At 69.9% G+C, this 23,285-nt stretch carries 24 protein-coding genes; 12 read left to right on the plus strand and 12 right to left on the minus strand.

Features of this window, described 5'->3' with window-relative positions:
- Positions 1–7 precede the first annotated feature (7 nt).
- Together HS104_35770 and HS104_35775 are read left to right on the plus strand one after the other, a co-directional pair.
- A complete protein-coding gene (locus HS104_35770) occupies positions 8–757 on the plus strand; it encodes a hypothetical protein (GenBank protein ID MBE7485313.1) in 750 nt (249 codons plus the stop codon).
- Positions 758–802: 45 nt separating this feature from the next.
- Positions 803–1,576 (plus strand): hypothetical protein, encoded by a 774-nt coding sequence (locus HS104_35775; protein MBE7485314.1) that lies wholly within the window; start codon positions 803–805, stop codon positions 1,574–1,576.
- A gap of 7 nt (positions 1,577–1,583) precedes the next feature.
- Here HS104_35775 and HS104_35780 read toward each other — a convergent pair whose 3' ends face one another.
- Positions 1,584–2,147, minus strand: a complete 564-nt coding sequence (locus tag HS104_35780; GenBank protein ID MBE7485315.1) for a hypothetical protein — start codon at positions 2,145–2,147, stop codon at positions 1,584–1,586.
- A 121-nt stretch (positions 2,148–2,268) separates the two neighbouring features.
- Here HS104_35780 and HS104_35785 point away from each other — a divergent pair, with 121 nt between their 5' ends.
- The 3 genes from HS104_35785 (at position 2,269) to HS104_35795 (ending at position 5,262) form a co-directional block, all read left to right on the plus strand.
- Complete coding sequence (locus HS104_35785; protein MBE7485316.1) at positions 2,269–2,826, plus strand: hypothetical protein; 558 nt, start codon at positions 2,269–2,271, stop codon at positions 2,824–2,826.
- Positions 2,804–3,229 (plus strand): hypothetical protein, encoded by a 426-nt coding sequence (locus tag HS104_35790; GenBank protein ID MBE7485317.1) that lies wholly within the window; start codon positions 2,804–2,806, stop codon positions 3,227–3,229. Before HS104_35785 ends, HS104_35790 begins: the two co-directional genes overlap by 23 nt.
- Positions 3,230–3,408: 179 nt before the next feature.
- On the plus strand, positions 3,409–5,262 hold the full coding sequence (locus tag HS104_35795) for an IgGFc-binding protein (GenBank protein MBE7485318.1): 1,854 nt from the start codon (positions 3,409–3,411) through the stop codon (positions 5,260–5,262).
- Between the two features lie 25 nt (positions 5,263–5,287).
- Here the strand turns inward: HS104_35795 and HS104_35800 are convergent, their stop codons facing one another.
- Positions 5,288–5,749, minus strand: coding sequence for a CBS domain-containing protein (locus HS104_35800; GenBank protein ID MBE7485319.1), 462 nt, complete (start codon positions 5,747–5,749; stop codon positions 5,288–5,290).
- A 76-nt stretch (positions 5,750–5,825) separates the two neighbouring features.
- On the opposite strand from HS104_35800, the gene HS104_35805 reads away from it, so the two are divergent.
- A complete protein-coding gene (locus HS104_35805; protein ID MBE7485320.1) occupies positions 5,826–6,098 on the plus strand; it encodes a YtxH domain-containing protein in 273 nt (90 codons plus the stop codon).
- A 1-nt stretch (position 6,099) separates the two neighbouring features.
- Here HS104_35805 and HS104_35810 read toward each other — a convergent pair whose 3' ends face one another.
- The 4 genes from HS104_35810 to HS104_35825 are packed head-to-tail and all read right to left on the minus strand — an operon-like array spanning position 6,100 to position 10,054.
- Entirely contained in the window at positions 6,100–6,558 is a 459-nt protein-coding gene (locus HS104_35810) for a hypothetical protein (protein ID MBE7485321.1), read from the minus strand.
- A gap of 20 nt (positions 6,559–6,578) precedes the next feature.
- Positions 6,579–7,346, minus strand: coding sequence for a 3-hydroxyacyl-CoA dehydrogenase (locus tag HS104_35815; protein ID MBE7485322.1), 768 nt, complete (start codon positions 7,344–7,346; stop codon positions 6,579–6,581).
- Positions 7,347–7,382: 36 nt separating this feature from the next.
- Complete coding sequence (locus HS104_35820) at positions 7,383–8,684, minus strand: hypothetical protein (GenBank protein MBE7485323.1); 1,302 nt, start codon at positions 8,682–8,684, stop codon at positions 7,383–7,385.
- Entirely contained in the window at positions 8,681–10,054 is a 1,374-nt protein-coding gene (locus tag HS104_35825; GenBank protein ID MBE7485324.1) for a VCBS repeat-containing protein, read from the minus strand. Before HS104_35825 ends, HS104_35820 begins: the two co-directional genes overlap by 4 nt.
- 104 nt (positions 10,055–10,158) lie before the next feature.
- On the opposite strand from HS104_35825, the gene HS104_35830 reads away from it, so the two are divergent.
- From HS104_35830 to HS104_35845, 4 genes are read left to right on the plus strand one after another with little or no spacing between them, the layout of a single operon-like run.
- Complete coding sequence (locus tag HS104_35830) at positions 10,159–10,848, plus strand: outer membrane beta-barrel domain-containing protein (GenBank protein MBE7485325.1); 690 nt, start codon at positions 10,159–10,161, stop codon at positions 10,846–10,848.
- A 36-nt stretch (positions 10,849–10,884) separates the two neighbouring features.
- Entirely contained in the window at positions 10,885–11,628 is a 744-nt protein-coding gene (gene gpmA, locus HS104_35835; GenBank protein ID MBE7485326.1) for a 2,3-diphosphoglycerate-dependent phosphoglycerate mutase, read from the plus strand.
- On the plus strand, positions 11,625–12,146 hold the full coding sequence (locus HS104_35840) for a GAF domain-containing protein (protein MBE7485327.1): 522 nt from the start codon (positions 11,625–11,627) through the stop codon (positions 12,144–12,146). The genes gpmA and HS104_35840 overlap by 4 nt, the downstream gene beginning before the upstream one ends.
- Before the next feature lie 50 nt (positions 12,147–12,196).
- A complete protein-coding gene (locus tag HS104_35845; protein MBE7485328.1) occupies positions 12,197–12,751 on the plus strand; it encodes a hypothetical protein in 555 nt (184 codons plus the stop codon).
- 3 nt (positions 12,752–12,754) lie between these two features.
- Here HS104_35845 and HS104_35850 read toward each other — a convergent pair whose 3' ends face one another.
- From HS104_35850 to HS104_35865, 4 genes are all read right to left on the minus strand, one after another.
- Positions 12,755–14,503 carry a DUF2330 domain-containing protein gene (locus HS104_35850; GenBank protein MBE7485329.1) on the minus strand — a complete coding sequence of 583 codons (1,749 nt, stop codon included), beginning with the start codon at positions 14,501–14,503 and terminating at the stop codon, positions 12,755–12,757.
- Between the two features lie 20 nt (positions 14,504–14,523).
- Complete coding sequence (locus HS104_35855; GenBank protein ID MBE7485330.1) at positions 14,524–16,275, minus strand: DUF2330 domain-containing protein; 1,752 nt, start codon at positions 16,273–16,275, stop codon at positions 14,524–14,526.
- A 93-nt stretch (positions 16,276–16,368) separates the two neighbouring features.
- The gene (locus HS104_35860) at positions 16,369–16,986 is read right to left on the minus strand and encodes a hypothetical protein (protein ID MBE7485331.1); all 618 of its coding nucleotides are present in this window, start codon (positions 16,984–16,986) and stop codon (positions 16,369–16,371) included.
- Positions 16,986–17,876: a hypothetical protein gene (locus HS104_35865; GenBank protein MBE7485332.1), complete on the minus strand. Its 891-nt coding sequence runs from the start codon at positions 17,874–17,876 to the stop codon at positions 16,986–16,988. Before HS104_35865 ends, HS104_35860 begins: the two co-directional genes overlap by 1 nt.
- Before the next feature lie 340 nt (positions 17,877–18,216).
- Between HS104_35865 and HS104_35870 the strand changes: the two genes are divergently transcribed.
- Positions 18,217–18,972, plus strand: coding sequence for a hypothetical protein (locus tag HS104_35870; protein MBE7485333.1), 756 nt, complete (start codon positions 18,217–18,219; stop codon positions 18,970–18,972).
- Positions 18,972–21,119, plus strand: a complete 2,148-nt coding sequence (locus HS104_35875) for a hypothetical protein (protein ID MBE7485334.1) — start codon at positions 18,972–18,974, stop codon at positions 21,117–21,119. Before HS104_35870 ends, HS104_35875 begins: the two co-directional genes overlap by 1 nt.
- 422 nt (positions 21,120–21,541) lie before the next feature.
- Here the strand turns inward: HS104_35875 and HS104_35880 are convergent, their stop codons facing one another.
- Positions 21,542–21,892 (minus strand): hypothetical protein, encoded by a 351-nt coding sequence (locus HS104_35880; GenBank protein MBE7485335.1) that lies wholly within the window; start codon positions 21,890–21,892, stop codon positions 21,542–21,544.
- Positions 21,893–21,899: 7 nt separating this feature from the next.
- The gene (locus tag HS104_35885; protein ID MBE7485336.1) at positions 21,900–23,252 is read right to left on the minus strand and encodes a hypothetical protein; all 1,353 of its coding nucleotides are present in this window, start codon (positions 23,250–23,252) and stop codon (positions 21,900–21,902) included.
- Positions 23,253–23,285: the final 33 nt, after the last annotated feature.

Here is a 23,285-nt window from a genome sequence, read left to right on the forward strand (position 1 = left end):
TGGCGCCGTGCAGCTCTCGCTCGTCGTCCTGCTCGCGGTCCTGGCGCTCGGGCTTTTTGCCGGCGTGCTCTTGGTGAGCCAGGTGGCGGGTACCGCGCTCCGGCAGGCGCTGTCGATGGCTCGCCTCGCCGCGCGACCGGAGCGACCCATCGGGGAGCTGACCTCCGGCCCGCGCCGCGTGCAGGGCTTCGCCGGCCTTGCGACCAGCCAGAGCGACCGCGAGGTCCTGCTCACCAGCCCCATCAGCGGGCGGCCCTGCCTGGCCTACGAGCTCGAGCTCAGCGTGGACGGGAAGCGTTGTTACAGCGAGAGGCAAGCGCTCCCCTGCGTGCTGCGCGACGGCTCCGGCGAGCTCGAGCTGCCGCTGCCGAGCGCGGAGCTCGTGCTCGAGCGGGGCGAGACCTGGCGCGGCGTGCTGGAGTCCGCGCCGCCGCCCGGCCTCTCGCCCGCCCTGCTCCAGAAGCTGATCTCCGCCAAGAACGCCTTCGTGCAGCGCGAGCGGCTCGCCCCGGACGCCGCCGCCGATCTGAGCGTGCGCAGCGTCGGCAGCGGCGACGTGCTCCACGTGACGGGCGAGGTGATCCAAGGTGGTCAGAGCGTCTCCTTGATGGCGGGGCGGCAGGTGTGCGTGTCGGACCGACCTTTCGCGGAAGTAGCGAAGAGAGAAGGTTTGTTCGCCGTCGGCGGCGTGGCGCTGGCGCTCTTCGTCGTCAGCGTGGTGGTGGCGGTGGCGACGGCCATCCTCGGCAAGAGCTGACTCGCCTTGACGAAGGGCCGCTCGTTCGGAATCCTCGTGGGTCTCATGGCGTCCCGATCCACCGCGCTCCCGCTCTTCCTCGTCGTGCTCGCCGCTTGCGGCGGTCAGAAGGCCCAAGGCTCCGAGGCGAGCACTCCGGGCATGAAGGAGAAGTCCTCCGAGCCCGCCACGGCGGAGGCCAAGCCCGACGCCAGCTCGAAGGAGCAAGCGGAAGACGAGAAGGCATCGAGCGAGCTGCCCAAGGAGTGCGCGAAGAAGGACGACAAGCTGTGCGTGCCGCCGGTCGCCTTCGTGAACCGCCTCTGCCAGGGCAACTTCCCCAGCGTGGCCCTCGCCTTGTTCAAGAAGGAGACGCCCTGGACCCGCGGCTACCTGACGCGCAAGACCAAGGCCTGGAACGCCTCCGGCGGCGCCGCCTCCAGCGACGAGCTCGAGTTCGACGAGGAGGTGCTGGTGCTCCGGCATCGGGCCGCGGATCTCGGCGGCATGCAAGTCAGCGGAGCGGGCGGCGGGTTCGACGCCCTGCGCTGGAACGGCTCCTGCGTCACCCTCGCCAAGGAAGAGCTCACCCTCAGCACGCCGCCCAAGGCCAAGAACTCCCGCGTCGAGTGGCGCTTGATCGACGACAAGATGCGCGAGGCGATGCGCAACGATCCGAAGCTCGACAAGGCCTACAAGGACCGGCAGAAGGAGTGCAAAGGCGCCACCATGGGCACGGTGAGCGACAAGTGCGTCAAGTTCGACAACGCGCTCTCCGACGCCATCGTGAGCTACGTGCGTGGCGGCGGCGACGTGGGGAAGCCGGAGCGGTTGCCGTAGTTTCCCGTCAGGGGCGGAAGTACTTCAGCCTGACCTTGCTGACGCGCGTGCGCGCGAGCGCACCCACCTCGTCGAACAGGCGCGTCAGCGCTGCCGGCTGCTCTTTCGGGTTGGTCCAGTGCAAGCTGTGGACGCGCGCGCGCCCTGACTGCGGATCCGGCCACTCGAGCAGCAGCAGGTAGGACTTGGCGTCGCGGACCTGGACGTCGGTCTCGGGGGCTGAGGCTGTCTGCAAGCTGCCTGCGCGGACGGTCGCCCAAAGCGCGGCGAGGTCTTGCGCGTCCAGCGCGGCCGTGCCCGACTCCACGCGCTCTTCGGATTGGATGCGCCGCACGCGGAGCTCGGCTCCGCCCGAGCGCTCCTCGACCTCGACCACCTCCGAGAGGCCATCGGGATCGAGCGAGGCCTTCACCGCCACGATGCGACGACCGGCGTTCGGAGCGGCATCGGCTCTCGGGGGCGAGCTCGCAGCCGCCGCTGTCGGAGCGGATGCGCTGGGCACCACCTCGACGGCGGGACGGCTGCAACCACAAGCCAGCGCCAAGCACCAGCAAGCGCGTCGGCAGGCCACGCTGGAGAAGCTAGCATGTCGCCCGGTGCGACGAGCCGCGAGGCGGCCGTGCGCGTGCGTGTGCTACCGTGGTGGCGAAGGAGCAGACGTGGGTAACCACCGGCGCAACGGCCGATCAGCGATGGCCGTCATCGCGGCATCGGGTGCCGCCATGCTCGCCGCCTGCTCTGCCGACGAAGAGGTCGCGGAAGTCGGTTGTGCGGTCGAGTTGGATCCGCAGTCGTCCGAGCCGACGGCTACTCCGAGCCCGGGCAACCCCTCGGGCTGTCCGCCGCAGCCGACCGAGGCCTGCCCGGGGAGCGCTGCCGAGTGCGCCTATGCGCTGTCGTGTCAGTCTCAACCGGTCACCGTCAGCTACGGGTGCGACGTCGGCCCTCAGCTCTTGGAGCAGCCGTGCAGCATGCCCTTCGACTACTGCCCGGCGGCCAAGCTCCTCTGCGATCCGATCGGGGCCGATGGAACCTCCCTCTGGCGTCGCATCGGGGGGACCGACGAGCCCCCGGGCTGCCCCTGGGAGCGTCCGGCCGCCGGCTCCGAGTGCTTCACGGGGCACTATGGTCAACAGCGCTGTGGCTACTGGTGCGATCGACAGACCAAGGCGACCTGGACGGTGGCGACGTGCGCAGCCGAGGCTTCGACGCAGGGCAAGTGGCGCTATGACGACGCCTGCTGTGGGTGACCCAGCGCTCTCGACTCTCGACTCGCACGTCGAGCGGCTGCTCGCGTTCTGCGTGCGTGTGGGAGCTCCGCCGCCGCCGTGGAGAGCGTGTCTGGTGCTCGAGACCCGAGATCCGCGCGTGAAGTACCAGAGCGGGCCCGTCCACGGGTGGGCGCTGCCCGCCGAGGCGCTGTGCCCCGTTTCGCGCTTCGAGGAGCGCTTTCGAAGTCTGCTCACCGCCGGGTACTCCTGGATCAACCTGTCGGCGTATGGCCTGTTTCGCGGGGACTTGATCATCGGCGTCGAGCTGCCGAACGAGCCGGGCGGCGTGCCGCCAGGCCGGACCTCCGTCAACTACTCGGGCCCCGCGCTCGATCCCACAGGCAAGCCGAGCTGGGCGCTGCACCTCTGGCTCACCGCGTGAGACGCAGGATCGACGGTCAGCGACTCTGTTACGCTCCACCGCGATGATCTCCGCCGGTGAGCTCTCGCTCGTTCCCGACATCACGGGGCTCCGCCGTCTGACTCGCGCGCTGGCGATGCTCGAGGCGATCCTGTCGCCCGACTGGGAGTTTCGCTCCTGAATTTGGTTTATCATGCGCCATGGTCAGCGCGCGGCTCGGCAAGCTCTTCATCGCGGCGTCGTGCTTGGGTCTCGGCCTCGGCACGCTCTTCGTTCCGAGTTGCTCGGCGGGCGGGGGCGGCGGGGGCCCGGCCGGTGGCGGGGCGGGCGCGTTCGGCGGAGCAGCGGGTGACGCCAGCGTCGACCAGGCCCAGAGCGGCGGCAGCGGCGGCAGCGGCGGCAGCTCCGGCGACGGCGGCATCAACCTGGACGCCATTTCGAGCGACGGTTGCGCCGCCAAGTGCTCGAGCGACTTCCACAAGGTGCTGAGCTGCAACGGCGTCGAGCTCCAGAAGTGCAGCGGGGACCAGGGCTGCGATCCGACCAGCGGCAAGTGCGAGAACGCCTGCAGCGTCGCGGAGAAGACCAAGCAGAGCGTCGGCTGCGAGTACTTCCCCACCTTCATGGAGATGAACGACTCGAGCTTCTGGCAGGGCAACCAGATCTGCTTCGCGGTGATCGTCGCCAACACCTGGGACACGCCCGCCAAGGTCAGCGTGGCGCTGAACGGCGCCGCTCTCGACATCGACAAATACGCCTACGTACCCCAGGGCTCGGGTCCCTCGCTCACGCTCTCGCCGACCAGCGTCACCAGCGGCATCGCTCCCGGCGGCGTGGCCATCCTGTTCCTGGCCGGCGCCCAGGGCACGGAGAAGGCGCACTGCCCGGTGCCCTCGGCCATGACGGTCGGTCCCATGGTCCAAGGTACGGGCAAGGGGCACTCCTTCCACCTGAAGACGGACGTGCCGGTGGTCGCCTACCAGATCGCGCCCTACGGCGGCGGCAACGCCGCGGTCACGGGAGCCTCGTTGCTGATCCCCACCAGCGCCTGGGACGTGAACTACATCGGCGTGAACGCCTACAAGTACGGCATCGCGCCGCCCAGCATGAACATCATCGCGCGCGAGAACGCGACGCAGGTGACCCTGGTTCCGGTCGCGGCGGTCAGCGGCGGCGGAGGCTTGCCCAGCGGCCCCGTCAACACGCCGCTCAGCTTCACGCTGAACGCCGGTGAGATGGCGCAGTTCTCGCAGAACGCCGAGCTCACCGGCAGCGTGATCTCGTCCGACAAGCCCATCGGCCTGATGGGCGGGCAGAAGTCGCTCAACGTACCGGTCGGGGTGTCCTACGCCGACCACGCCGAGCAGATGATCCCCCCGGTGCGCGCCATGGGCAGCGAATACGTCGGCGTGATGCACCGCCAGCGCAAGACGGAGCCCGCGGTCTGGCGGCTGGTGGGAGCCGTGGACGGCACCACGCTGAGTTGGACCGGCGCCGTCACCGGTCCGGCCACGCTGAACCGCGGCGAGGTCGCCGAGCTCCAGACCTCGACACCCTTCGTGGTGAAGAGCCAGGACGACCTGCACCCGTTCATGCTCTTCCAGCTCATGACCGGCTCGACCTTCCTCGCCGAGATGAGCGGCTACGGCGACGCGGACTTCGTGCTGATGGTCCCGCCGCAGCAGTACATGCCGCGCTACGTGTTCTTCGCCGATCCGACCTACCCGGAGACGAACCTGGTGCTGGTGCGCGCCAAAGTGGACGGGAAGTTCGCGGACGTGTTCCTGGACTGCTCCGGCGTGGTCTCCGGCTGGCAGCCCCTGGGCGACTACGAGTGGACGCGCGTCGATCTGATGACCGGCAACTTCCAGCCCGTGGGCAACTGCTCGACGGGCCGCCACGAGATGTGGTCCGACGGCCCCTTCGGCGTCACCGTCTGGGGCTGGGGCACGCCGCTGACCACCAGCTTCACCAGCAACGTCTCCTACGGCTACCCGGCCGGCATGAACATCGTGCCGATCAACAAGGTCGTGGTACCGCCGATCCCGAAGTAGGCGCCCCAGGCGCGCACCCCTCCGGCTACTCGTTCTTCCCCACCCAGGCCAGGTTGACGTACTCCATCGACTCGACGTGGCTCGGGTCACCGATGGGCAGGCCCTTGGCCAGCGCGCGCAGCACGTCCATCGGGGCCACGACGCCGGCCAAGGTGCCGTCCTCGTTCATGACCAGCGCGCGGTGAACGTCTTCGTTGACCATCAAGCGCACCGCCAGCATCAACGGATCCGTGGTGCGAACCGCGAGCACGATGTGGGTCATCAGGTCGCCGACCACTGCCTCGCGGTCCTTGGGGTAGTTGCGCGCGTCGAGCAGATCGGTCTTCGAGACCACGCCGACCACGCTCTTGTCCTCGCCGAGCACCGGCGCGCCGTGAACGCGGTGTCGGGTCAGCGTCTCCGCTGCCTCCCGCGCGCTCGTGTCCGCGTGCAGGTAGACCAGGTGCGACGTCATGACCTCGGACACCCGCACGATCTCGGTGGTCATGCTCTGGATCTTGCGGCCAGGGGGTCGGGCAGACAAGGCACCTCGACGCCGCAGGTGGGCGAGGTAACATGCGGCGATGGTCACCGAAGTCGCTGCGGAGCTGGGCAAGATCGCGGTTTCCAAGCTCGCGGAGGTGAAGCCGGAGGACGCTGCGAAAGCTTTGCGCACGCTGCGCGGCGGCGCCGTCCTCCTGGTGCCGGGTGCCGGAGCGTTCGCGCTCGGCATCGCCGTCGGCGCGGGCCTCGGGGTGCTCTTCGCGCCGCGTTCGGGACGCGAGACGCGCGGCGCCATCCGCGACGCCGTGCGCGGCAAGCTCCGCGCGCTGCGCGAGCGGCGGCTCTCGCGCTAGCTCAGCGCGGCGTGACGACCACGATGGCGCCGCGGCGCTCGACCCGGGCGCCGTGGGCTTCGGCCAGCGAGACCAGCGCTTCGTAGGGGCGTACCTGGCGTAGGTCGGCGTTCACGCGACCAGCGAGGTCGCCGTCGGCGATCATCGCGAAGCCGCCGGCGTCGGCGAGCAGGCGCAGCGCTTCCTCGAGCTCCGCGTTCGCGAAGCGAACCGTGACGCGCTCGCGCCGGCCGAGCGGGCGCTCGACGGGCGGCGGCTCGCCGATGGTCTTCGGCTGCCAGCGCGCGCCGAGCTCGGTGAGCCGGCGGGACTCCGCCTCCCCGGCGCGGTCCCGCGAGACGACCTCGGCGATGGCGGAATCCAGCGATCGATCGGCTGGGCCGAGCTCGGGCTCGGGTCGCTCCCCGCGCTCGGCAGCGCAGCCGGCGAGCGCGAGCAGGAGCCAGAGCGAGCGCGCCACGCCAGCAGTCTAGCCGTGGATCACTTCGGCGCCATGCGCAGCGCGCCGTCGAGCCGGATGGTCTCGCCGTTCAGCATCGGGTTGTCCACGATGGACAAGACCAGTCGCGCGTACTCCGCGGGGCGGCCGAGGCGCGGGGGGAAAGGCACAGTGGCCTCCAGGCTCTTCCGCGCTTCCTCCGGCAGGCCGGCCATCATCGGCGTGTCGAACAAGCCGGGGGCGATGCACACGACGCGGATGCCGGTGCGAGACAGCTCGCGCGCCACCGGTAGCGTCATGCCGGAGACGCCGGCCTTGGACGCGCTGTAGGCGACCTGCCCGATCTGCCCGTCGAAGGCCGCGATGCTCGCGGTGGTCACGATCACGCCGCGCTCGCCCTCGTCGCTCGGCGCGTTGTCCTGCATCGCGTGGGCGGTCAGGCGCATCATGTTGAACATGCCGACCAGGTTGACGTTCACCGTGAGCGCGAACAGATCGAACGGGAACGGACCGCCCTTGCTGACCAGACGCCCGGCGGTGCCGATGCCGGCGCAGCCGACCGCGACGTGCAGGCCGCCGAGGTCGTTCTTGGCAGTGGCGATCGCCGCCAGCATCTGCGGCTCGCTGGTCACGTCGGTCTCCGCGAAGCGGGCCGCCGCGCCGAGCTCCTTGGCCAGCGCCTCGCCCATCTCGGCGTTCTTGTCGGCGATCACCACCTTGGCGCCGGCGCCGACCAGCGCGCGCACCGTCGCGGCTCCCAGCCCCGATGCTCCCCCAGTGACGAGTGCAACCTTGCCTTTAGCTTCCACGTGAGCCTCCTGCCCGGGCTTTGCGGGCGGCCGAGTCTAGGTCTTCCGCCAGACAGCGCCCAGGTCGAAAGCTGCGAGCTCGCGCAGCGCGCCGACGTGCGCGCCGGAGATCCGGAGCTGCCCCACGACCCCGAGGGACAAGGTGGTGGTCACGTCGCGCGGGTTGCCGGAGCTGGTCAGCGCCGGCTTCCGAGCGAGCCCCGGGCTCGCGGCCGTCAGCATGCCGAGCTGCGCCGCGCTCGGGCCCGCCCCGACGGCGCGGGCGAAGTCCAGCATCAAGGCGAAGCGCCCGCGTTCGCGGCGGTACTCGACCTCGGCGCGCGGGCGCGTGGCGACGCGCAGCTCGTGACCCGGGCGCGAGAAGATGGCCGCGAGCTCCTTGGCGATCTGCTCGAGGTGCACGGCGCCTTCCACCACCACGAGCTCCGCGGCCTCGCCGCCCCAGGCCGGGTCGCCGCCGCCCCCGCCGCTCGCGTTCGACAGGCCCAGGTGAGACAGGCGCCCGCTCGGCAGCGAGTCGAGGAGCTTCTGCGCGACGCCGGGCGCGCCCCAAGCGCCCGCGTCCTTGCCCGTGCGCAGCACGACCCAACCCATGCTGCCGGCGTCGAACTTCAGCGCGCCGGGCCGCGGCTTGTGCAGGAACTCGCCGAGCCAGCTCACGTCGGTCTCGCCGGCCTCGAAGGCGCGCAGCGCGTCCTTCAAGTCCGACGCCGCGCGCACCTCGACGCGATCGAGCAAGGCGGCGCCGCGGGCGGCGTTCGGGTTGCGCTTCAGCACCAGCTGATCTCTGGCGAGCTCGGCGACGAAGGCACCGGTGCCGTCGGGGCGAGTGCGGGAGAAGGCTCGCGGCACGATCGCGCTGAGGGGGCTCGCGAGCCCGGTCGCCACCACCACCGGGTCGGCGTGTGTGAAGGTGAATGCGAGCGCGTCCTTGGGATCCGGCGCGGGCTTGCCGAGCGGCGCGAGCAGGCCCGCCGCGCCCGCGCGCTCCGCGCGGGCCAGGGAGAAGAGCACGTCCCGTCCGTCCATCGCCACGCCGCGCGCGGAGACCAGGTTCGGGCGCAAAGCGACGCGCGTCCCGCCCTTCACCGGTTCGGGAAGCCCGGCCGCCAGCGCGGGGTAGGGGCGCCCGGCAGGATCGAGCGCATACAGCGGATCGGCTACGGCCGCGCCAAACAGCGCGGCGACGGCGTCGTCCACTGCATGGGGGTCGAGGCCGTCGAGGGGCCACGGCAGCTTGAGCTTGAGCGTGCCGCCGTAGGGCTTGCGTCCGAGCGCGAAGGCCGAGCTCGCAACGGTGAGCGCGGCGACGAAGGCGCGGCGCCCGAGCACCGTCATCGGAGCACCCAGAGCTCGCCTGGTGTCGCCACCAACACGGCTGCGAGCCCCGAGCCGTCGGCGGGACAGGCGGCAAGCGCCCGCACGCCGGTCGGCACCGCGACGCGCAGTCGCTCGACCAACTTGCCGTCGTCTTGCCAAGTGTGGACGACCAACGCGTCACCAGACTCGTCCAGCGTGTCGCTGCTGCTCAAGATCTCGGGTTGCCCGTCACCATCCAGGTCGCCGACCGCGAGCTGCGCGCCGGCAGCCTCGAGTCGCGCGCTGCGGCCCGCGTCGTCGCGCAACAGAACACTGCTCTCGTTGAAGACCCGGAGCGCCCGCACCTGCCGCGGTTTGCCGTCGCGTCCGAGCACCGTCGCGCCCGCCATGGCGTCTCCAGGCTTCTCCATCCGTGCGACCTTCGGCGCTTCGTCGCCCTTGCTGCAGGCCTCGATTTCCGGCCGAATGCTCGTGCCGAGGACCTTGGAGCAGCCCCCGGCGGGCCAAGGCAGGCGTCGACCGAGCTTCTCCTTCAGCGCGAAGCTCGCGTCCAGGCGGACCGCGTCCAGCCGGTCCGTCAGCCCGATGTCCACCCAGCGGCCCGGCTCGATGGCAGCGCTTCCGATCGGCTCGCGGAGCGGCGCCCGCGAGAGGGGCGAAAGCTGCGTCCAGGCCACGGTCGCGGAGGCGACGAAGCGGCCCGCGCGCACGCGGCCCAGCTGCGCGCGAGAGCGCCCCACCAGCACCGCCTCCAGCGAGCCGTCGCCGTTCAGATCGCCGCAGGCGACGGCCACCGGGCTCTGCTCGCCGGTTCCGGCCTTGTCGGTACGCTTGGCGACCAGCGGGACGGGGGGGAAGAACGTGCGCAGCTCGGCGTCGAGGCGGCGGCTGGCGAAGGCGTGGGCGCGCGGGTTCGGCTCCGGATCGCGCACGCGGTCCCAGAAGCTCTTGGGCACCGGGTAGACGTCGGCCGTGAGCCTGACCTCGCCGCGCTGGATCTCGGGGACGAGGTGGACCAGCGTTCCCGATCGAGCCGCCAGCGTGCGCGCGCGCGCGAGGGTGGCGGCCTCGCTGGAGCTCTTCAGTCCCAGCGCGCCGGCCGTGACGCTGAGCAAGCGGGCGGCGAGCTGCGCAGCGTCGGCCAGCTTGGCATCGGCGGCGAGCGGCGCTGCTACCACCAGGGCGTCGGCGGGCAGCTTGCCCAACGCCTCCTTGAGCTCGCAGCCGAGCTCGGAGAGGGCGCTCGCCCGACCGGTCGTGCAGGCCCGCGGGGCCTCCGCAGGGGTGGGCGCCGGGGCCGCGCCCTTGTCGGGCTGGGCGCGGCTCGGCGGCGCCAATGAGGCGCACAGGGCGACAGCCGCCAGTTGGAGCCGGGTCTTTCGCCGCATCTCGTGTCCTCGGCCCCGGGGCGGGGCCGCCACCCCCGAAAACGGGGCGCCCCTGAGCATAAACGAGCCTCCCCGGAGCCATCCTATGATATCGATGTCTCGGCTTGGCCCCCCGACTTCTGCTCGTCATTGCTTCGCTGGCCTGGCTAGTCGCGTTCTTGTCCCCGGCGCGGGCCGAGGCGCAGTGCGTCGACGAGGCGCTGAAGGAGCAGCTCATCGGAAAGCGGGCCTACCGCGGGGTCGTCCCGCGCCTGTTCAAGAAGGCGCTCCGGCACGAGCTGTCCCCGATGGGTGGTTGGTATGCGGCGGACCTCGCCGACGGCGCGCCGGTCTACGGCGGCGCCTACACCTTCCACTTCACCGAGGACCTGGGCCTCGAAGCCTCGTACTTTCGCACCCGTCAGAAGTACGGCCTCCTGCAGGCCATCATCGATCGGCAGCAGGGCCTGGTGCAGTTCCAGGAGTCGCCGGAGGAGGACGTCCAGCTGTTCCTGGGCCACCTGATCTGGTCGATGGCCTACGGCAAGGTGCGCTGGTTTGGCGGAGCCATCCACCGCTTCGACTTCTACCTGTCGCTCGGCGGCGGCGCGACGGACACCAGCGAGTCCGGCGGCCTCGGCCTCACCGGCTCGGGCGGCTTCGGCCTCAAGTTCTACTTGGCCCAGTGGCTGGCCTTCCGCCTCGACGCCCGCGATCACGTGCGAAATCATCGCGCTCCCTTCGCCGTCGAGAAGATCGTAAACGACGTGTCGCTCATGGGCGGGCTGAGCGTGTTCTTCCCGTTCTCGAGCTGACGCTGGCTCGCCTCCGGCGGGCCCAACGGTGACCTCATGAGAACCCTCGTCTTGTTGCGGCACGGTCAGAGCCAGTGGAACAAGGAAAACCGCTTCACCGGCTGGGTGGACGTTCCCCTCAGCGTGGAAGGGGTGGCCGAGGCCGAGAACGCCGGGAAGCTGCTCAGAGCGGAGGGCTTCAGCTTCGACCGCGCCTACACCTCGTACCTGAAGCGGGCCATCAAGACGCTGTGGATCGCCCTCGAAGAGCTGGACCAGATGTGGATCCCCGTCCAGAACAGCTGGCGGCTCAACGAGCGCATGTACGGCGCGCTGCAAGGGCTGAACAAGGTCGAGACCGTGCAGAAGCACGGCGAGCAGCAGGTCAAGATCTGGCGGCGCAGCTACGACATCCCTCCACCCGCGATGGATGAGAGCGACGTCGGCTGGCCGGGGAACGATCCGCGCTACCGGTCGCTCGCTCCGAGCGAGCTCCCGAAGACGGAGTGCTTGAAGGACACGGTCGAGCGCTTCCTGCCGTATTGGGAGTCGGACATCGCGCCGGCGCTCCGCTGCGGCGAGCGGGTGATCATCGTGGCTCACGGCAACAGTCTGCGTGCGCTGGTCAAGCACCTGGACGCGGTGAGCGAGGCGGACATCGTCGAGCTGAACATCCCGACCGGCATCCCGCTCGTCTACGAGCTCGACGAGGATCTGAGACCGATCAAGAGCCGCTACCTCGGTGACCCGGAGGCAGCTGCTCGTGCCGCGGCGGCGGTCGCCGCTCAGCTCAAGGGATGAACGACGGGCCGCCGCCCCTCGCGCTCGGCGCGTCGCCCGCGGAGCGTGCCGCTCGCTACCGCGACGTGCTCACGACCATCCGCTCGCTGCTCGAGGGCGAGGACGACTGGATCGCCGGCCTCGCGACCGTGGTCGCCGAGCTCCACGCCGGCTTCGAGTACTTCGACTGGACCGGCGTCTACCGGCTGGTCCGGCCCGATCTGCTGGTGATCGGCCCCTACCAGGGCGGCCACGGCTGCCTGCGCATCGCCATCGAGCGGGGCGTGTGCGGCGCGGCGGCGCGCACCCGGGCCACTCAGCTCGTGCCGGACGTCGGCCAGTTCCCCGACCACATCGCGTGCTCCGCGCTCACGCGCTCCGAGATCGTCGTGCCCATCGTGGCGCCGAACGGGCGTCTGCTCGGCGTGCTCGACGTGGACTCGAACCGCCTCGCGGCGTTCGGCGAAGTGGACCGCGAGCACCTGGAAGAGCTCTGCCTGCTGCTCGGTCGCCAGTTCGAAGCCGCGCCGAATCTTTGAGCTTTCGCCGAGCTGTCGCCGCGCACGGCGGTGAGACTAGACTCGCCCTGGTGTCGGACACCCCTCCCAGCATCTCCGGCCCGCTCGCCTGCGGGCTCCGGGACGTGGCGGCCGAGCTGGTCGGTGCGGAGGTCGTCGAGCGCGCGCTCGACCGCCTCTCGGGAGAGCTCCGCACGCGCTACCAGACGGCCACGGCGGTGGAGTGGATGCCCATCGACGTGATGGAAGAGGCGTTCTCGGCTATCGCCGCGGAGCTCGGGACCGACGTCGCTTCGCTGCACGAGCGGGTAGCGACGGTAAGCATCGAGCGGACCTTTCGCACGGTCTGGCGCATGCTGCTGCGTCTGACCACGGACAAGGCACTGGTGAGTCGCACACCGAGCGTGTTCGCCCGCTCCTACAACCGCGGCAGGCTGGTCGCAGAGATCCCGAGGCCCGGCCGTGGGGAGATCACCCTGCTCGACTGGCCCAACGTGCCCGCCTGGCCGCAGCGCGCCACCAGGATCGGCATCGCCACCGTTCTCCGGCTCGCCGGCAGGAATGACGTGCGGGTGGACTTCGCGCCGACCGCGACGGGCGCGCGCTACGTGGCCACCTGGCGCTGAGCGTCAGCCGAGCCGGCGGCGTCGCCCCAGCGCCAAGAGGCCCAAGCCCAGGAGCGACAGGCCCGCGAGCGGAGACCCTGTCGCGACGCCGCAGCCGCCGCCGCCGCCGGGCTGGAGCCCGCTCGCGCTCGCGCCGCCTGCGCCGCCTGCGCCTGCCCCAGTGCCACCCGTGCCGTTGCCGCCGAAATCCGAGCCTCCGCTCCCGCCAGGTGGAGGCCAGCCGTGCTTCTGGTTCCAGTCCGCGAGAAGCGCGTCGATCTTCGCCGTGTTGTCGACCAGCGTGAGCTTCCCGCCGCTCGGCGGGTACTCCTCGATGTCCTCGGCCCAGGGCATGGTGCTGTCCCAAACCGGCCAAGCTGTGCCGTCGAGCGCGACCTGGCGGTCGTCGGGGAGGATCATGCCGCGCTTTCCTCCGCAGGTGACGCGCTGAACCGCCAGCGCGTAGGCCGGCACCGCCGGCTCGCCCGGCGCCGCGCGGAAGATCGGGTCCTCCGTCATCTCCGCCGGCGAAATGGTGGTGTAGAGCCGGGTCAGGTAGGGCCACTTGTCGAGCAAGCTCTTGGCGTGCACCGCCGGATCGATGATCCGCGTCTGAAGCGCAGCGGCGAACTCGGCGGCGTTCCACTTGGCCTGGTCGATGGCCGCAGCGTTGCAGCTCAGGCACCCGTAGAAGTCGTAGTCCTGCATGCCCGGAGGCACCGGCAGGTAGTCGGCCAGAATGCCGGCGATCAGCGGGTGGCCGTAGCTGCACTGGAAGCCGACCGTGCAGGTCAGCAAGCCCTGTTTCGAGAGCTCGTCCGCGACCTTCTCCGGCGTGATGCCCTGGAAGGGCGCGGCGTTCCAGGCGGAGCTCCACACTCCCGCGGAGCTCACGACGCTGCTCGAGCCAGCGTATTCGGTGACGAAGGCCTTGCCGTTGGCGACGGCGCTGTCGGCAGCGCGGCTGACCAACTCCTTGTAGTTCTGGCCCAGCGAGAGCCAATTGAGCCGCACCGGGTTGAGCTTCAGGTGCTTGTAGTTCTCGGGAACGACGCGGTCGTCACCCAGGAAGAACGCGCGCACGGCCATGTCCTCCGTCGCAGCGACGCGGGTCAGCTTGAGCGGCACGCAGGGCTCGTTGCCCGTGTACTTGAAGACCAGCGGGTGGATCTCGTCGAGCCCCGCTCCAGCAGTCAGCTTGATGGCGACGAACACGTAGTTCTTGACCACGTAGTCACCGAGGATCTGCGGCGCGCTGGGGATGTTCTGGTAGTTGTTGTTTTGCAGCCAGTCCACCACCTCGGTGGCGGTCCCGCCCTTCAGCACCACCACCTCGAAGGCGCCGACGGTCTTCTCGAACACGACCTGTGGACCGCCGCCGCCGCCCGCCGCCCCCCCGGAGCCGGACACTCCGCCGTCGAAGCTCAACGCGCCCCCACTGCCGCCGCCGCAGGAGTCGTTCTGCGTCTGCATGGCGTAGGTGGGCACCGTGGCCCCGAGCATCTGCGTGAACAGGGGCTGCGAGCCGACGGTCACATCGGGCACGTCCGGCATCGGCACCACCCAGGCGAAGCGCTCGGCGGAGCCCTGGTACTGGATCTGCACGTGGGCTTCGACCGTCTGCCCGTCGAGGACGAACAGGATGTTCTCCCCCGACTGGTCCACCGGCATCGCCTGCGGCCCGGTGTCGCAAAAGGTCCCGCCGCAGGCGTCCGCGGCGCGAGGCCCCAGCGCCGCAGCAGCGGCCAAACACACGACCAGATGACGTTTCATGCTCTCTTCCCCCGCGTTGCTCAGCGCTGCCGCCGCCGGCGAATCAATCCCAGACCCGCCGCCGCCAGGAAGGCCGCCGCGGCGGAGAACGGGTGCTTACCCGCGACGCCGCAGCCGGGCGTCCCAGCCGACTCGAACACGTCGCCGGTGCGGCTCGCCGCGCCCTGGGTCGCGGGGGTCTCGCAGGTGACCTTGTTCTTGGCGTTCCAGGCGCCGAGCCGCTCGGCGATCACCGGGCCGTTGTCCACCAGCGTGATCTTGTCGCCGCCGAGCGGGAACTCCTCGATCTGATCTGCCCAAGGCATCGTGCTGTCCCAGACGGGCCAGGTCTGCGTGGACTTGTCGAAGGCGATGTTGCGGCCGTCGGTGAGCTCCATGGTCGTGGCGCCGCAGCAGTTGGTGTGCCGCACGGCGATGGCGCCAGGCTGCACCGGTTCGAGTCCCGGCTGCGGGTGGAACATCGGATCCTCGGTCATCTCGGAGGGCGAGATGGTGGTGAACATGCGGGTCAGGTACGGCCACTTCGTGACGATGTCGCGCGCGTGCTCCGCCGGGGCCTGGATGCGCAGCTGGAAGTCGGCGGCGAACTCGTTCGCGTTCCACTTCGTCTGGTCGATCTGGTCCTGGTAGGTCGTGAGCGAGCCGTAGAACTCCACCGGCGTGAGGCCGGGCGGGACGGGTAGGTACTCGCTGAGCAGTGGCTTCAGCAGCGGGTGCGAGTACTGGCAGTCTTCCTGGGGGTCGTAGCGGTAGCTGTAGCAGCTGATGAGCCCCATCTGCTCCAGCTTGGCAACCACCAGGGTGGGGTCGATACCGGCGAAGACCTGGGAATTCCACGCCGAATTGTAGAACGAGAAGCTGCTCACGACGCTGCTCGGGCCGGCGTATTCGGTGACGAACGCCCTGCCGTTGGCCACCGGGCTGTCCACCGCGCGCGACACGGCCTGAGTGTAGTTCTGCCCCATGCTGGACCAGTCGATGCGGGCGGGGTTGAGCGTGACGTGTTTGTAGTTCGTGGGCACGACCCGGTCGTCGCCCAGGAAGAACGTGCGCACGCCCATGTCCTCGGTGGCCGCGACGGCCGTGAGCTTCAGCGGCACACAAGGTTCGTTGCCTTCGTAGCGGAACACCAGCGGGTGGATCTCGTTGCTGTTGGCGCCAGCGGTGAGCTTGATGGCGACGAACACGTACGCTTGATTGACGTAGCTCTTCAGGAGCTCCGGCGCGGTCGGGATGTTCTGGTAGGCGTTGTCGGCGAGCCACTTGCTCACCTCTTCCGCGGTGCCGCCCTGGAGCACCACGACCTCGAAGGCGCCCACCGTCTTCTCGTACACGACCTGCGGACCGCCCGCGTCCTTCGCGCCGCCGGAGCCGCCCATGCCCATGGCGCCGCCGGCTCCTGCCGACGTTCCGAAGTCGTTCGCGCTCGGGTCCTCGCAGACGTCGGTCTGCTGCGTGAAGCCGTAGGTCGGCACCGTGCCTTGCAGGAGCGCGTCGAACAGCAGCGCCGAGCCGACCTGCACGTCGGGCACCTTCGGCATCGGGACGATCCAGGCGAAGCGCTCGGCCGCGCCTTGGTATTGGATCTGCACGTGAGCCTCGACGTATTTGCCGTCCATCACGAACAGCACGTTCTCGCCCGACTGATCGACGGGCATGGCCTGGGGACCGGAGTCGCAGAAGGTGCCGCCGCAGGCCTGCGCCTGCTGGGCCTCGGCGGCGATCATCAGAGCGAGGGCGGAGGCGGCGATGAAGAGCTGACGCGGACGCATGGGGATGCCAACGATGCAACAGGAGTGCCACAGCGCTGCCTAGTGATTTCAGTCAGTTGAGCCGATTTGAGCCGGCGCAAGATGGCACATGGCTCAGCCGTTGGTGGGGCCCCCGCACTTTCCCGGCAGGTAGTCCGAGCCGCATTCGCAGGCGCAGTAGTCCTGTGCGGGCCCCGCCGGCTGCTGGCAGCTCGGCACCACCGGCAGCGACACGCTGCCCGTCGAGAAATTCCCGTAGAGCTCGGTCACCTGGACCTCCAGGCGGTAGCTCTCGCCGTCCAGCCCGCGCCCGCCTTCCCCGGGGCACAGCGGCAGGTGGACCACATTGTACATGTCGAGCGGGTCGGGCTGCTTCAGGCTCGGGTCGTCCTTCGTCGTGACCATCGGCGCGGTGCGGTCGGCCTCCACGATCAGAGCGTCTGTCGTCGGATCGAACAGCCGGCCGACGAGCTCGGCGGTGTCCGTCCCGAGCCCGCCGACGCGCGCTCCGATGCGGGCCCAGTGCCCACCTTGGGGCGCCGCCCAGAGCTCGAGCTCGGCGCCCGGCTCGAGCAGCGTGTAGCCGGCGCCTTCGGCCGTGTAGAGGTAGGCCTGCACGCTCAGCGTCCCGGCCTCGCCACCGCCACTGCCGCCCGTCCCACCGGGGCGGTCCGAGGAATCGCAGCCCGTGCTGCCCGCGAGGACCAACGCGAGCGCGAACAGGCGCGGCATCAGAAGCAGTTCTTGTCGCTCGCGCCTTTGGGCCAGTAGTACACGAACGCGTTGCAGTGCTCCTGGTACTCGACGAAGCCGCCGAAGGTGAAGCAACAGTCGTCGTTCGGATCGCCGCATTCGTTGGCCAGCGCCGAGAAGTCGCACGACCATGTGATGCCACCGTTTTGCACGATGGGCACGTTCAGGTCCTTGGCGAAGGGTGGCTCGTCCCAGACCAGGCTCTCGTAGAACTGAGCGCCCGTGCCGTTCGTCGGCTCCCAGGCGCTCATGGTGAACTTGTCGCCGCGGCTGTGGAAGTGGCCGTTGGCGGCGGCGACCGTGACCGGCCCGTCCTGTCCGATCTTGCAGGTCGCCTCGAAGGTCTTGCCCTTGTCGCCGGGGCAGACGCGGATGTTCTGGTTGGTCGCGAAGAGAGTGCCCATCTCGTGCTCCACGGACGACTGCTCTTGCCCGTAGAAGTTGACGACGACCTTGCCGTGAGTCGGGGTCTTCTGCGTGCTCCCGTTCACGTAGTGGGTCTGGAGCATGAGCTTTTCGCCGGGCTCGAAGCGCAAGGCCACTCCGTCCGGCAGGTTCCAGTCTTCCACGGCGCCGCCGGACTGGCTGTTCGTGACCAGCGGCCAGTCCGACCAGTTGACGCTCTTCCAGCACTCACCGCCCTTGACGACGTCGCCGTCCTTGCCGTCGAGCCCCTTGATGGTCTTCACGCGGAAGACGTTCATGTGGTGGGTGCCGTCGTTCTGCGCGAGCGTGATGCGGTTCACGTAGACGGGCTCGTCCCCTGGGACCTCGAAGAAGTAGCAGTCCTGGATCTCCTCCCCCTGAGCCACGTCGAAGGTCCCGGTCGTCCACTGCCAGCCGTTGGGCCCGGGGTCGGGGAGGGTCACGTCCGCCGGCGGCTTCTCCCCCGGATCGTCGTTGCCGCAGCCTGAGAGCGCGAGGGCGCCGAGGAGCGTGATGCACTGAATACGCACAGCCCAAACCTCCATCATCGCTCCCGAGCGAAGAGCAATCAGCATACCAGAGGGGAAACCTCGAACAACGTGCGGGACCTCGCCGCCGCGCTGTCACGAGCTGGCACAACCGTCGGGCATTCCGATCCGGATCCCTGCTCGGCTCGGCGGACCACGGCGCCCGGCCCGCCCCGACCCCAGAAACCAGGGACTATTTGGGGAATTTCCCGCCACCCGCGCGCCCCGGGCCGCGTGGTACCCTCGGTCCCCAGCCATGCGCCGGAAAGCCCTGCTCGCTTCGGTCGTCTTGCTCACCGTGCTCTTTGCCCTGGTCGCCTTCGCGCAGCCCAAGAAGGGTGCCGCGCCGAAGGAGGCCGACAAGAAGGCCGCCGAGAAGGACGACAAGTCCAAAGACAAAGAGGAGGCCGACGCCGCGCCGGCCACGCCGCCCGGGGCAGCAGCGAGCGATCTCGGGGACCCGCCGCCGAAACAGCCCGACCGACCCGACGAGAAGAGCAAGCCGTCGCCGCTCAACCCCCGGGCCAACGAGTTCCCGGACGGCGGCGCCGCTCCGGCACCTGCGGAGTACGACCGCCTGCTCGGAGACATCGCGGCCTTGCGCAGCCGGGTCGCGGCGCTCACCACCACGCTGTTCAAGAGCAAGCTCAAGGTGCTGGTGCAGACCGAGGGCGACAACGCCCGCATCAGCAAGTTCGTCATCACGCTCGACGACGGCGTGGTCTTCGTCGCCGGAGATCGCTTCAGCGCGGACGACGAGAAGGCCGTGTACGAGCACGCCGTGGCTCCAGGGCACCACATCCTGGGCGTCGAGATCGAGCGCGTGGACGCGCGCGGACGCGAGTACAAGACCTGGCAGAACACGAAGATGAGCATCGTCGTGCCGGAGAGCAAAACCGTCGAGGCGCTGGTCGAGCTCGAGGACGATTCGGACATGGCCGTGGACTTCCCGGACGACCAGGACGGCGAATACGAGCTCAACGTGACGCTCCGGGCCCGGGTGGTGGACTGATGCGGCGACCGCTGGTCATCGCCGCTCTCTTTGCTGCTTCGACTGGGCTCGCCGCGGGCGCGTGGGCGCAGCCAAAGGGCAAGCCAGGCAAGCCGGCTGGGGCCGACCCGTACGGTGACGACTCGGCCAAGCTCGAAGAGAAGAAGCCCGCCGACGCCAAGAAGGACGAGCCGAAGAAGGACGAGAAGGCTGCCGAGACCGCGGGGGAGAAGAAGTCGGAAGGCGAGGGTTCGACGGAGACGCCGGCAGAGGCGCCGGCGGAGGCTCAGCCCAGCGCCGGAAAGCCCGACACGCGCTCGGAGGGGATGAAAGCCTACCAGAAGGCCCTCGAGAAGCGGAAGCTCAGCGCCACCGCGCCGCTCAGCGCTCAGCGCTTGCGCGACGAGCTCGGCCCCATCGAGGAGAAGATCGCGAACGGTCGTCGCGACGAGGCCATCGGCGATCTCGTGTACTTCGTCGAGCAGCCTCGCTTCGAGCCGTTCGCGAGCGGTCCCGAGGGGCGCGCCATGCTCTTCCTGCTCGGCGACGCGCTCGGTCGGGCAGGGGCCTACGAACCGGCCCGTGGCTACCTGACGCGGCTGCTCGGCGGCGACCCGAAGGACACCAACTACCGCCGCGCGGCGCGCACGCTGGTCGAGCTCGGTCTGGTGAGCGATCAGCTCGACGTTTTCTTGAAGGATCTGGAGAAGGTCCCGGCGAACGCGCCCGAGGAGCTGCGCGGGGACATCGCCTACCTGAAAGGGCGGGCGCTCGAGCGCAAGAAGGACCGCACGGGCGCCCTGGCCGCGTACGCCGCGGTGTCGCCGAAGTCGCGCTTCTGGGCGCAGGCGACCTACCTCTCGGGTTTGATCGAGGTCGAGCGCGGGCAGCTCAAGAAGGGCGAGAACCTGTTTTGCAAGGTCGCGGACCCGAAGCGCACGCCCAAGAAAGCGCCGCTCTTCGGCGGCAGCGACTTCTTCCGCGTGCGCGATCTTGCGCGGCTGGGCCTGGGACGGGTGGCTCACGAGCAGTACCGCTTCGACGACGCCCGCTACTACTACTACCTGGTGCCGAAGGACTCGGACCGCCTGCCGGAGGCGCTCTACGAGGCCTCGACCACACGCTACGAGGCCAAGGACTACGAGGGTGCGCGGGAGCTGATGAACGAGCTCCGCGTGATGAAGATCAACCACCCCTACGAGGACGAGGCCTGGCTGCTCGACGCCTACATCGATCTGGCCACCTGCAAGTTCTTCCGCGCCGACGCCAAGCTGCGCGAGTTCCTGAAGCGCTACGATCCGGTGCGCGACGCCGCGCGCCGCATCTCGAAGGACGACACGGCGGTCAAGCGTTTGGTCGAGACCGTGCGCGAGGGCTCGGATCCTGCCGCTGCGAACCTCGGCATCGACGCCGGCGTGGCGCGGACGCTGGGCGCGCTGATGCGCATCGACAGCGGCTACGGTACGGCCTCCCGCCGCCTGGGACAGCTGGACGTGCAGCTGTCCGGGCTGCGTGGCGCGATGGGCGACCTGGACGAGGCGGCGCGCAAGCTGGCCACGCCGAAGGCCATCCGCCCGCAAGCCGCCGGCCCCATCGGCGACACCATCCCCGACAAGATCGAGCGCATCGAGGCGCAGATCGCCGAGGTCCGCCGCCTGATGCGCGAGGCCGAGCGCTCGAGCGGCGCGAACAAGTCGCAGCTCGAGGATCTGAAGAAGCAGCTCGAGGCGCTGGAGATCCGCGCGCGCGCGGGCCGCACGGCCATCACGCCGGCGACCGCTGCGGCCATGAAGGCCACCACCGACGTGGATCTCATGGGCGTCATCCAGAAGGACCGCGAGCGGGCCGCCGCGCTCCACCAGGAGGCGTCGAAGACGCGTGAGAAGGTGGAAGCTCAGCAAATCACGCTGGCCAAGGACGCGCTCGTGCGCCTCGACCGGCGCCTGTCGCGCCTGCTCCGCCGGGCGCGCCTCGGCCGCATCGAGACGGTGCTCGGCGAGAAGCGCTCGCTGGAAGTGGAGATCGAGGCCCTCTCCCAAGGGCTCTTGCCCCAGACCGTGGTGGACTCGCTCAGGGCCGAGCGCTGGCTCGGAAACGACGAGGAGTACTGGCCCTTCGACGGCGAGGACTGGGAAGACGAATACGTGGGCGGTGAGGGGCTGCGCTAGGAGCCTGTCGGGCAATTCGGCAGTCCCTGAAACAGGAGCCAGGGGACAGGCAACAGGCAACCGGGAATGGGGCTCGCGGTGCCAGGCTACGGGCGACTGCGTGGCTCGAGACGCCCGCTCGACGGCGGAGCGTGGCTCGCCTGATCGAGCGGTGCGGCTGGCCAGCACCTGAGGCGTTGCTCGGCGAAGCCAACGAGCTGGCGGCCCTCTTGGGCGCTTCGGCACGCACTGCGTGTGCCCGTGGCGCCAAGGCCATCGCGCCGTGCAAACCCGCGTGAGCCGCGGGATGAGATGCGCCGCTGTGCGGGCGTTCCACGCGTCCGGACCGTCGCCTGTTGCCAGTTGCCTGTCCCCTGGCCCCTGTTGAGCGGCGGCCCGCGCCGCCGTTTGCGAACGATGGCCTTCTTCTGCCCGACAGGCTCCTAGTCCGACTCGCTCGCGTCCACCGCCGCGTCCGGCTCTGGCTGCCCGCCGTAGCCGCCGGCCGGCGCGCTGAGGCAGGGCTCCGCGCCGGAGTAGCCCGCGGAGCCGCCGGCGGGCATGCCGAGGCAAGGTTCCGGACCGCCGCCCGTGCCACCCAGCGGCGGCTCCAGGCACGGCTGCGGCGTGCCGCCCGTGCCGCCGCTGCCGCCCGCGGCGGCGTCGCCCTTGTCCTTGTCGGTCTCGCCGCCGCAGTTGGCGCTGGAGACGACCAGGCCCGCGCTCGCGAGCGCAGCCGCCACGAAGCGCGCGCGTCGCGAGAGAATCAGCCGTTTCGCGTCGTCGTCGCTCATCCGAGCCTCACTTCACGAGCTGGGTGCAGCCCGAGAAGATCTCGACCTTGGCGTCCTTGGCCTTGGAGAGATCCTCGCAGGCTTTGCCGATCAGCTCGACCTGAGTCTCGCCCTTGAAGTCCCAGCACGGCGAGGTGGCGCAGGTGTCGTTCGGATCCGAGCGCTTGGGGATGGTCTCGGTCTTGCCGTCGAGGGTCAGGTTCACGTTGGTCTTGTTCTTGTCCACCACCTCGCCGGGCGGCGGGGTCGGGATGTCGAACAGGCAGCCCAGGGCCTTGCCGCGGATCTGCTCGATGGAGGTAGCGAGCACGTCGGCGTTGAAGGTGCCCTTCGAGAGATCGATGTGGCACGGCTTGGCCGGAGCCGCGCCGGTCTGGCTGAACGTCAGCGTCTTGTCGCAGTCCGTGGGCACCGTCTCCGGCGAGCCGCTCACCGCGTAGGTGCTGAGCGCGAGCAGCATGTTGTACGGTGCGGTCGCGTAGGCGCCCTGCTTCGCGCCCGTGCTGTCCGAGCCTGGGACGCCGATGATGAAGGTGTTGACCGGTTTCGCGGGGTCGTCGTGGTGCTTCTTGATCAGCGCATTGACGGTGTCCGGGTACTCCCAGTCGTTGCAGGCGCCGTCGGAGTAGCCCGGGCGCGGCGGGTTCGACACCGACGTGCACGAGAAGCCGCCGTCCGTCAGCAGGATGAGCACGCGACGGTCGATGGTCTGCGCGCCGAGCGCGGCGTAACCCGCGACCAGCGCGTCGTAGATGGGCGAGGAGTCCGAGGGGTCGTTGCTCAGCGGCCCGTTGGCCACCAGGTAGTCGTAGATGCTCTTGCGCACCCCGCCTTGGTTGCTCTTCTGCGTGCCCGAGTCGCTGATCTGCACCTGCGGCAGGAACGAGACGCCGCAGGCGACGCCGTTGGGGAGCACGATGGAGCAGAAGTCCTGGCACAGGCAGTAGGGCGCCGTGCTGAAGCTGCCCGGGAAGCGCACCAGTCCGAGGGAGGTGTTGTCGAAGGCGTCCTTGTCGATGGCGGTGACGGTCGCGAGCTGCGCGGTGCCCCACTTCTGGCTCTGGGACATGCTGGCGCTGCCGTCGACCACGAACAGGAGCGCAGCGGAGGCCTGCTTCGCCTCCTGGCTGTATTTGGCGCAGGCCGCGTCGGGGTCGAGCCCGCCGGAGCCGCCGCCGCCGCCGGTGACCAGCCCGCCGCTGCCGCTGGAGCCGTCCGGCGCGCCACCGGAGCCGCCGAGCGAGATCCCTCCGCTGCCGCCGCCGCCGGAGCCGCCGCCGCTGTCCGACGCGGCGCACGCGCTCGCGACGAAGCCCCCGAGCGCCAAAGACAGACCAAGCGTGAGCAGCAGCGATCGCATTCCCGAGCCTCCGAAGGAGCAAGCCTATCACGT

The organism is Polyangiaceae bacterium, from assembly GCA_015075635.1.
In the GTDB taxonomy this organism is placed as follows: Bacteria; Myxococcota_A; Polyangia; order Polyangiales; family Polyangiaceae; genus JADJKB01.

Coding starts and splice junctions, on each gene's coding strand:
- HS104_35880 (MBE7485335.1), bottom strand. CDS start 21,892: ATGAGCGACGACGACGCGAAACGGCTGATTCTCTCGCGACGCGCGCGC.
- HS104_35840 (MBE7485327.1), top strand. CDS start 11,625: ATGAACGACGGGCCGCCGCCCCTCGCGCTCGGCGCGTCGCCCGCGGAG.
- HS104_35805 (MBE7485320.1), top strand. CDS start 5,826: ATGGTCACCGAAGTCGCTGCGGAGCTGGGCAAGATCGCGGTTTCCAAG.
- HS104_35790 (MBE7485317.1), top strand. CDS start 2,804: ATGACGACGCCTGCTGTGGGTGACCCAGCGCTCTCGACTCTCGACTCG.
- HS104_35870 (MBE7485333.1), top strand. CDS start 18,217: ATGCGCCGGAAAGCCCTGCTCGCTTCGGTCGTCTTGCTCACCGTGCTC.
- HS104_35775 (MBE7485314.1), top strand. CDS start 803: ATGGCGTCCCGATCCACCGCGCTCCCGCTCTTCCTCGTCGTGCTCGCC.
- HS104_35850 (MBE7485329.1), bottom strand. CDS start 14,503: ATGAAACGTCATCTGGTCGTGTGTTTGGCCGCTGCTGCGGCGCTGGGG.
- HS104_35875 (MBE7485334.1), top strand. CDS start 18,972: ATGCGGCGACCGCTGGTCATCGCCGCTCTCTTTGCTGCTTCGACTGGG.
- HS104_35785 (MBE7485316.1), top strand. CDS start 2,269: ATGGCCGTCATCGCGGCATCGGGTGCCGCCATGCTCGCCGCCTGCTCT.
- HS104_35855 (MBE7485330.1), bottom strand. CDS start 16,275: ATGCGTCCGCGTCAGCTCTTCATCGCCGCCTCCGCCCTCGCTCTGATG.
- gpmA (MBE7485326.1), top strand. CDS start 10,885: ATGAGAACCCTCGTCTTGTTGCGGCACGGTCAGAGCCAGTGGAACAAG.
- HS104_35825 (MBE7485324.1), bottom strand. CDS start 10,054: ATGCGGCGAAAGACCCGGCTCCAACTGGCGGCTGTCGCCCTGTGCGCC.
- HS104_35860 (MBE7485331.1), bottom strand. CDS start 16,986: ATGCCGCGCCTGTTCGCGCTCGCGTTGGTCCTCGCGGGCAGCACGGGC.
- HS104_35885 (MBE7485336.1), bottom strand. CDS start 23,252: ATGCGATCGCTGCTGCTCACGCTTGGTCTGTCTTTGGCGCTCGGGGGC.
- HS104_35795 (MBE7485318.1), top strand. CDS start 3,409: ATGGTCAGCGCGCGGCTCGGCAAGCTCTTCATCGCGGCGTCGTGCTTG.
- HS104_35820 (MBE7485323.1), bottom strand. CDS start 8,684: ATGACGGTGCTCGGGCGCCGCGCCTTCGTCGCCGCGCTCACCGTTGCG.
- HS104_35800 (MBE7485319.1), bottom strand. CDS start 5,749: ATGACCACCGAGATCGTGCGGGTGTCCGAGGTCATGACGTCGCACCTG.